Below are 8,207 nucleotides of genomic sequence, written 5' to 3' on the forward strand. Positions count from 1 at the left end.
TAAAGTACCTTAAATTTTGTTGAATGCATTAAAGAGTAGCGTTATATTGCGAACGCGTATGATAATAGATCTCATTAAGGCTTAACAAAATGAAAAAATTCGTCGGTGCGGCTATGCTGTCGTTATTTACTGTTTCTCCTTCTTTTGCTGCTAAAGTTGTGATTGACCACTACATGGGTCAAACAGAGCTAGAACAATCCCCAGAGCGTGTGGTTGTGATTGGCTTTGGCCCGCTAGATGCGCTGGACAACTTTGGTATCGATCCTGTTGCAGTATCTAACTCTTCTAATCTTCCTAGTTACCTTTCAAAATACAGCAAAGATAACTACACCTCTGCGGGTAGTTTGTTTGAACCTGATTTTGAAACCATCTACATGCAAAAACCGGATTTGATTTTGGTTGGTCCGCGAGCGTCTGCGAAATATGAAGAGCTGAGTGAAATTGCCCCTACAGTTGTTTTTGCGGCGAAAGAGAACCAAGGCTATTGGGAAGGCACGCAAGCGCAATGGCGCAATATTGGTAAGATCTTCAATATCGAAGAAAAAGTAGAGCAGAAAATTGAAGCGCTAGATGCTCAATTTAAAGCAATCCGTGACTACAACCAATCGAACAAAAATGATGCATTAACGATTTTGAGCATGGGTGACAACATCAGCGCGTTTGGTGCCCAGTCGCGATTTGGCGTCATTTATAACGACTTTGGCTTCTTGGAAACGGTTGAGCACGTGAAAACGGGCACTCACGGAGATGTCATTTCTTATGAGTTTATTCGTGAAGCTAACCCGAAAAATATTCTCGTGGTTGACCGAAATTCTCTGACAGGTACGCCGGATAACGATATTCGTAAATCCATGGATAACGACTTAGTCAAAGCGACTGCGGCATATAAAAATCATAAAATCACTTATTTAGATGTGGACGCGTGGTACTTGTCGATGTCTGGTGTGACAGCAACAGAAAAAATGGTCAGTGAGATAAAGCAAACCGTTGAACTGTAATCCAAGATAGCAGAGGTTAACTTTGAAGAAGTTATTGCTAACCCTTGTGGTTTTAAGCACGGTTTCGTTATTTGTTGGGGTGGCAAACATGACGCCCCAACAACTCTTTTCAGGTGATGAGAAAGCATTAGAACTTTTCTTTACCAGCCGTATACCACGTTTATTTGCCATATTGCTTGCTGGTGCTGGCTTGAGTATTGCGGGTCTTGTCATGCAGCAAATCAGCCAGAACCGATTTGCGGCACCTTCTACAACTGGTACGATCGAATGTGCCATGCTGGGCTATGTACTGAGCGTGGTTTTCTTTGGTAATGATAATCACCTTTGGCTCGTGTTCGGCATCTCGGTATTTGGGACGCTGGCGTTTGTTTTCTTTATTCAGCGCATTCAATTTAAGAGCGTGGTTTTTGTGCCACTTGTCGGGATTATTTTCGGCAATGTCATCCAATCCATGACTACGTTTATCGCTTACAAATATGATGCACTTCAAAGTCTGAATGCTTGGACAGTCGCAAACTTCGCCAACATCTTGCGTGGTGATTTTGAACTGCTGTACATCGCGGTACCAATGGTTATCCTCAGCTATCTTTTTGCCGCAAGGATCTCTGCCGTAGGTATCGGAAAAGATTTCGCGATTAACTTGGGTTTGAATTATCAGCAGGTTGTGACGATTGGCGTGCTATTGGTGTCCATCATGTCAGCAAGTGTCGTGATGATTGTTGGCCAGTTGCCATTCTTAGGGCTGATTGTACCGAATCTCGTGAGTCACTTTTATGGCGATAACCTCAAAAAGAACATTCCGCTTACGGCCATGTATGGGGCCATTTTAGTGTTGTGTTGCGATTTGGTGAGTCGTTTAATTATTTTCCCTCATGAAATGCCAATCTCTATCGTGATTAGCATATTGGGTGGCGTGGTATTCATCGCAATGTTGTTGCGAGGTAAGCAACATGCGTGATTCAACGAAAATCCTGCTGCTAGGTGGCATTGCGATTCTTTTCGCGTGTCTGTTTATTGGTATTGGGCTAACGGCTGACAACTACCAATATTTTTTGTCTCGTAGAGTTCCTAAAGTATTGGCGATAGTGCTAGCGGGTGTGGCCATTGCTCAGTCTTCACTTGTATTTCAAACCATTACGCACAACCGAATTTTAACGCCAAGTATCATGGGTTTTGATGCGCTGTATGTGTTAACCCAAATTTTGATCGTGTTGATTTTTGGTGGGTTGAGTACCTTAGTTCTTAACTTGTACGTCAATTTCGCGATTGCAGTAATTGTAATGGTGTCGTTTTCGCTACTGCTGTTTGGGTTTTACTTTTCAAAAGGCAGCAAGAACTTGATTACGTTGCTATTGGTCGGCTTGATCTTTGGTCAGCTATTTTCCAATGCGGCGTCATTCTTTTCTTTGCTGATGGACCCAAACACATATGCAATTGTTCAGTCGAAACTGTACGCCAGTTTCAATAATGTCAAAGTGAACTTGGTTTACTTTAGTGCTCCGGCTTTGATGTTTGCATGTTGGTTGTTGTTTAGGATGCATCGCACTTTAGATGTGTTTTGGCTCGACCAAGACAATGCGAAAAGTTTGGGTGTTGATGTACCTAAAGTGACGAGAAATGTGTTTATTATCTCGGCGGTTTTGATTGCTATTTCTACGGCTTTGGTAGGGCCAATCATGTTCTTTGGTTTACTAGTGACCAACTTAAGCCGAGAAATGTTCCGAAGTTACCAACATAAAACGCTATTGGTCGGATGTTCGTTTCTATCCATCAGTTCATTACTTGCTGGGCAATGGATAATCGAAAACGTGTTCAGTTTTGAGACGACGTTGAGTGTCGTAATTAACTTTATCGGCGGTGCGTATTTCTTATACCTGCTGCTGAAAAACAAAGTTGTATAAATATGATAGTAATAGACAAATTAACGAAGGCTTTCGGTTCAAACAAAGTCGTAGACGAGGCCAATACTCAGTTTGAAAAGGGCAAGGTAACATCGATTATCGGTCCAAATGGCGCGGGAAAGAGCACGCTGTTATCTATGGCCTCGCGCTTAACGGAGCGAGATGGCGGTAGTGTTATCATTGATTGCAAGGAAATCGCGGAATGGGACACAAAAGAGCTAGCGAAAAAACTGGCAGTACTTCGCCAAGCTAACTCGATTACAATGCGGTTTACCGTAAAAGAGTTAGTCTCTTTTGGTCGTTTCCCATACTCTAAAGGAAATCTGACTAAAGAAGATCATGAGGTCATAGAACAAGCGATCGACTACTTAGATTTGCAAGATATTCAAGACAAATACTTGGATGAATTAAGTGGTGGTCAGCGACAGCTTGCATTTATTGCTATGGTGATTGCACAAGATACAGATTATGTCTTTCTTGATGAACCTCTTAATAACTTAGATATCAAACACTCTCTTCAGATCATGAAAGTTGTGCAGCAGTTAGCCCATGACATGAATAAAGCCATGGTGGTCGTGATTCATGATATTAATTTCGCGGCGTGTTACTCAGATGTCATATTGGCGCTTAAGAAAGGTAAAGTTGTGGCGAGTGGTGCGGTTGAAGATGTTATTCAAGCGTCTACGCTAGAGGACATCTATGAAACGCCATTTAACATCATAGAGTTAAACGGTAAGCGCATGTGTACTTATCATTAAGCGAGCTAGTTCGTTTTTAACGAGATCAATAGATAGGCGGGCTTACTTGGTGAGCTCGTCTATGATTGGGCATCGGCTCTCTGCATCTCCAGGACAAGAAGAAACCCAACCTTCAAGTTGCGTTTTGATCTCCATGAGGTGTGCAATTTTTTCTTCAACCTCTCTCAGTTTGTCCATGGTTCTTGCTTTTACTTCGCTACTTTTGCGATTGGGGTTATGAGCAAGTTGTACGAACTCTTTGCATTCTTGCAACGAAAAGCCTGCGCTTTTTGCGCGTGATACCAAGTTAAGCTCTTGAATATGATTATCTGAATATTCGCGATAGCCAGAGTCGCTACGCGCTGGTGGAGATATGATCCCTTTGTCTTCATATAATCGAATCGACTTAGATGAAAGCCCAGTGAGCTTCGCGACGGCACCAATATTCATGTTTAACCTCCATAACGTTTAAGGCGAGTATATACCGATGTTGTGGATAAGACACTCCTAAATAACAGTCAGTTACCTAGAGTCCCCTTACTCTTTAATCACTTCATGTGGTGGCACACCAAATGCCTTTTTAAAGGCATAAGTGAAGTTAGAAGGGTGGTGGTATCCGGCTTCATAGGCGGCTTCTGTTATCGTCACTAGGCCACGTTCCAAATGTTGCCTAGCAATCTCAAGACGTCGAAAACGAATGTAGCCGTTTATGGTCATATTAAGTGATTGTTTAAATCGACGCTGCAGGTTTGAAACACTCATTGAGAATTGGCTCGCCAACTTTTCCAAGCGTAGTTCTTGATCAAGGTGAGTTTCAATATAGCTGACAATATCCTCAATTCGACCATCAATGTGTCGTTCAATACTGCTGTTTTTAGCACTGAAATTCTTAGGAATTTGCTTGGTGGCTTGATGTAATATTTGATAGATCAAGCTTTCGACCTCTAGCTTTTCTTGGAACTCTTGCGGTGTTTCTCTATTTGTTAACGTTTCGGCCAACTCGCATAGCGTCTGGTTAGGCTCCAACTGTTGAAACGCCTGATGAGAGTTAAAAAAGGCTCGATGACTACAATTTTGCTCAAGGCGGGCCTCTAGCCATTGGGGCTTAACCAATATGTTGATCTTATTAATGAGGTTATCTTTGAGCAGTGAACGACGAAAATTTGCAGGTTTGAGTAAGTTCACCACTACACCCTTAGGGCCGTCGCTCGCGTCTAAATCAAATTGCAAATCGTCGTAGCCAAACGAGAGTCTACCTTCTAAAAGAATAGTGACCAGCAGTGAGGCGTGTGCAGTAGAAACAATATTCGAATCAATAAGTTCTAGACAACGCCCGCCATGAACAAAAATTTGATCATTATACTGATATGATAGGAACTTACCTTCGGCCAGTTGAGTTTGACAAGGTTGGCCTTGCGTGACAATCCATTGTTTCTCTGTCGCCTTTAGTCTTTGGGTTAAAGCTATCTTGGCAATTTTAGTTCGTTTTGTTGTGACTTCCTGCATTTGACACTTCCTCATAACACTTGTGCGATTTCGCATAACCAAATCGCCTTTGTATTTATAAAACTCATGCTTATTATACCTGAGAATTATTATCATTAATATTTAGGAATGAAGTTATGGAAAGCCCTGCTTGTTCACCTATCAAGCTTTCAAGCCTTTGCCTTGCAGTGGGAATGGCGCTATCAACCCCTGTTTTAGCTCAAGATACTGAGTCACATTTTGAAGAGGTCGTTGTATGGGGAACGAAAGTTTCCAGCAACACTGAGTCGATGTTTGCGGACGACATGTCACTGAAGCAAGCGGATCATATGTCTGATTTACTGCGCGATATTCCCGGTGTAGATGTTGGTGGAACACACGCTGTGAATCAACGTATTACGATTCGTGGTTTGAGCGAAACCGATTTGGACATTCGTCTTGACGGTGCTTCTCAGCATGCGAGCATGTTCCATCATATTGGTAACTTGACGTTGAACCCTGACATTCTCAAATCTGCGGACATTCAGGTAGGTAATAACTCTGTGACTCAAAACGGGTTAGGCGGTTCGGTCTACTTTGAAACGAAAGACGCTCGTGACTTACTTCGTTACGATGAAAAGTTTGGTGCGCGTGTTTATGGCGGCTATGCATCCAACGACAACCAACAAGGTTCGTTGACACTGTACGGACTTTTGTCCGAAAACATTGATGCGATGGTCTATGGCCATTACGTTACGCGTGATGATTTTGAAGATGGTGATGGCAATAAAACCTATGGTGCTGCAGGTGATGTTTACAACATTCTGGCTAAGCTGGGGTATGAACTAAATGACATCCATCGTTTTGAGCTCTCTTATGACATGTACCGAGACAGTGGAGATTACAGTCCGCGTCCTGATATGTCTGGTAGTGCAAATAATAGCCTGTCGAGCAAGTTACTTATCCCTACGGATTATGACCGCGATACCGTTACCTTGAGTTACGAGTTGCGAGGCGAACAACACCAAGGAAACGTCACTCTTTATAATACCGAGACAGAAATTAAACGTGACGAAACGGTGATGGCCCCTCGTTGGCCCTCGAACCGTTTATCAAAGAACACCGCCAAAAACCAAAACTTTGGTTTGAATGGCAAATTCCAGTCAGATGTTATGTTAGGTGAGTTTGATAATCGAGTCACTTATGGCTTCGACTACATGGATAAAACGTCTTCGAGTTACTACGGTAGTCGTAAGTTTATGGACGAATCGGCGATTTCAACCGCACTGTTTGTAGAAGATCAGTTCTTCTTCTCTGATGCCTTCTTTATTACTGCAGGTATGCGCTTTGATGATTACAAACGCAAAGCTGAGACAGGAACCAGTAATTATGATGATGTAACTTGGGCTCTAGCAGCAGAATGGGCGGTGACGCAAGATTGGACGTTGTTTGCGAGTGCACGCTCTCTATTTAAAGGTCCAGAGCTAATGGAAACCTTTATTGCTTACCAAGACGTTGCATTTTTAGAGGATGGGTTAAAGCCAGAAACGGGATTGAACACGCAGGGTGGTGTTCGTTTTGATAAAACCTTTGATAAGCATTTCTTTGGGGCGAATATTACGATATTCCAAACGGAAATTGATGATTACATTGCAGACCAGTACCAAAACGCGACTCAAACTTACCTGATTTACAACTTAGGTGATGTTGAGATTAAAGGCTTTGAGGCAAGTGCTTCTTATGGTTACGACAAGTTTAACAGCAAACTTTCTTACTCTAAGTCGGACACCAAAAACAAGAATACTGGTGGTCCTGTTGCTGGGGGCAATGGGCGTAGCATTGATATGGGTGATAGCATTGCTCTAACTTTGGATTACCAGTCAGACGCTTTAGAAACGATCTTCGGGTGGAACTCAATGTTTGTTCTAGAGGAAGACAACGTCTTTGATGGTCAGCCAAAGAAAGCAAGTTATGATGTGCATAATCTATACGCTCAATGGGTGCCGTCTGATATTGATGGACTGTCGGTGACCTTTGGTATTGATAATGTATTTGACGAGTTGTACAGCTCTCATGCGTCTCGTTCGGGTACTGCACGTGGCTTCACGCTTGATGACTACGAGCCGGGTCGCAACTTCAAGCTCTCTGCAGCTTATCAATTCTAACAAGGTTCTTCATAGGACGTTTCAAAGTAACGAGTAAGTTCATGATTAAAGAAAGCACCCGAATAGATAGTGAACACGCTGACAAATACTTAGTGACGCTTTGTCGGCATTTTGGACGAAAGGTTCCTGCTACTTGGAATGAAAATAGCGGTTTGGTGACATTTCCGACGGGAAAAGCGGAGTTTAACCTTTGTGCATCTAGCCTAACTATAACCTGTGAGGCGGATTCAGAAGAGAAACTGAATACGGTTAAGGCGATCATTTCATCGCATGTGGACATGTTTTCTCGTCGAGAAACATTAGCACTTAGCTGGGTTCGTTAGCGCTCGTTTAGGGATGCTGTGATAGAAGTGGAATATTAAAAGCAAAAGCCCGCAATCTTATGATTTGCGGGCTTTTATTGTTTGAATGCTATTGCGCTTTCTCAGGCTCTAGGCTTTTTTTTTCCTGCTGCATTTTTGCTAGGAAGTAGATGTTAACGCAAGCAATAAAACCGTTAGTTAATACTACAGGCCAAGAATCAATCATTAGTCCGTAAGCGGTAAATAGCGCACAACCAATAAAGTTAAGGATACGAAGCTTAACAATATCTTTCATAGTTAGCGAAATAGCGACCATGATTGAAGCTGCATAACCTAAAATCTCAACCATATTCATGTCCATTTTTTGACCCTCTTAAAATCTGCCGAATTTTGTCGGTACCAATTCTTCTCATCTTGAGATTAATGAGGAAGCTCCATGCCTCGAATGGTCTTTTTTTGTTGTATGGACGCACTATATCAATGGAAAAACCGTGATAAAAGCCTCAAATCAAGGTTAAGAGAAGGTTAGCGATTACGCAAACGTTTAGGACTGGAATTACTGATAATTTTACTTATTGTGTTGATTGATAATAACGATGACATTAATAGCTCAAACACCATTGAAAGTAAGGGAATATTT

At 42.3% G+C, this 8,207-nt stretch carries 9 protein-coding genes; 6 read left to right on the forward strand and 3 right to left on the reverse strand.

Annotated elements, in window-relative coordinates:
* Positions 1-89 precede the first annotated feature (89 nt).
* Genes R8N49_RS16335 through vctC form a run of 4 tightly spaced genes read left to right on the forward strand, consistent with a single transcriptional unit; the run spans position 90 to position 3,657 of the window.
* Complete coding sequence (locus R8N49_RS16335) at positions 90-998, forward strand: siderophore ABC transporter substrate-binding protein (protein ID WP_005376635.1); 909 nt, start codon at positions 90-92, stop codon at positions 996-998.
* 22 nt (positions 999-1,020) lie between these two features.
* Positions 1,021-1,956, forward strand: a complete 936-nt coding sequence (vctD, locus tag R8N49_RS16340; protein ID WP_017820306.1) for an iron chelate uptake ABC transporter permease subunit VctD — start codon at positions 1,021-1,023, stop codon at positions 1,954-1,956.
* Positions 1,949-2,899, forward strand: a complete 951-nt coding sequence (vctG, locus tag R8N49_RS16345; protein WP_005376631.1) for an iron chelate uptake ABC transporter permease subunit VctG — start codon at positions 1,949-1,951, stop codon at positions 2,897-2,899. Before vctD ends, vctG begins: the two co-directional genes overlap by 8 nt.
* A 2-nt stretch (positions 2,900-2,901) precedes the next feature.
* Entirely contained in the window at positions 2,902-3,657 is a 756-nt protein-coding gene (gene vctC, locus R8N49_RS16350) for an iron chelate ABC transporter ATP-binding protein VctC (protein WP_025767868.1), read from the forward strand.
* A 42-nt stretch (positions 3,658-3,699) separates the two neighbouring features.
* Here vctC and cueR read toward each other — a convergent pair whose 3' ends face one another.
* Both cueR and R8N49_RS16360 read right to left on the reverse strand, forming a co-directional pair.
* The gene (cueR, locus tag R8N49_RS16355; protein WP_005376627.1) at positions 3,700-4,086 is read right to left on the reverse strand and encodes a Cu(I)-responsive transcriptional regulator; all 387 of its coding nucleotides are present in this window, start codon (positions 4,084-4,086) and stop codon (positions 3,700-3,702) included.
* A gap of 87 nt (positions 4,087-4,173) precedes the next feature.
* Entirely contained in the window at positions 4,174-5,142 is a 969-nt protein-coding gene (locus R8N49_RS16360; RefSeq protein WP_053349178.1) for a helix-turn-helix domain-containing protein, read from the reverse strand.
* Between the two features lie 116 nt (positions 5,143-5,258).
* Here R8N49_RS16360 and R8N49_RS16365 point away from each other — a divergent pair, with 116 nt between their 5' ends.
* Together R8N49_RS16365 and R8N49_RS16370 are read left to right on the forward strand one after the other, a co-directional pair.
* Positions 5,259-7,265, forward strand: a complete 2,007-nt coding sequence (locus tag R8N49_RS16365; RefSeq protein ID WP_318190017.1) for a TonB-dependent siderophore receptor — start codon at positions 5,259-5,261, stop codon at positions 7,263-7,265.
* A 41-nt stretch (positions 7,266-7,306) separates the two neighbouring features.
* Positions 7,307-7,588 (forward strand): DUF2218 domain-containing protein, encoded by a 282-nt coding sequence (locus R8N49_RS16370; RefSeq protein WP_005376622.1) that lies wholly within the window; start codon positions 7,307-7,309, stop codon positions 7,586-7,588.
* 88 nt (positions 7,589-7,676) lie between these two features.
* On the opposite strand, the gene R8N49_RS16375 is transcribed toward R8N49_RS16370, so the two are convergent.
* On the reverse strand, positions 7,677-7,928 hold the full coding sequence (locus tag R8N49_RS16375) for a YgjV family protein (RefSeq protein ID WP_005376619.1): 252 nt from the start codon (positions 7,926-7,928) through the stop codon (positions 7,677-7,679).
* Positions 7,929-8,207 lie beyond the last annotated feature (279 nt).

The organism is Vibrio sp. 1978, from assembly GCF_033344345.1.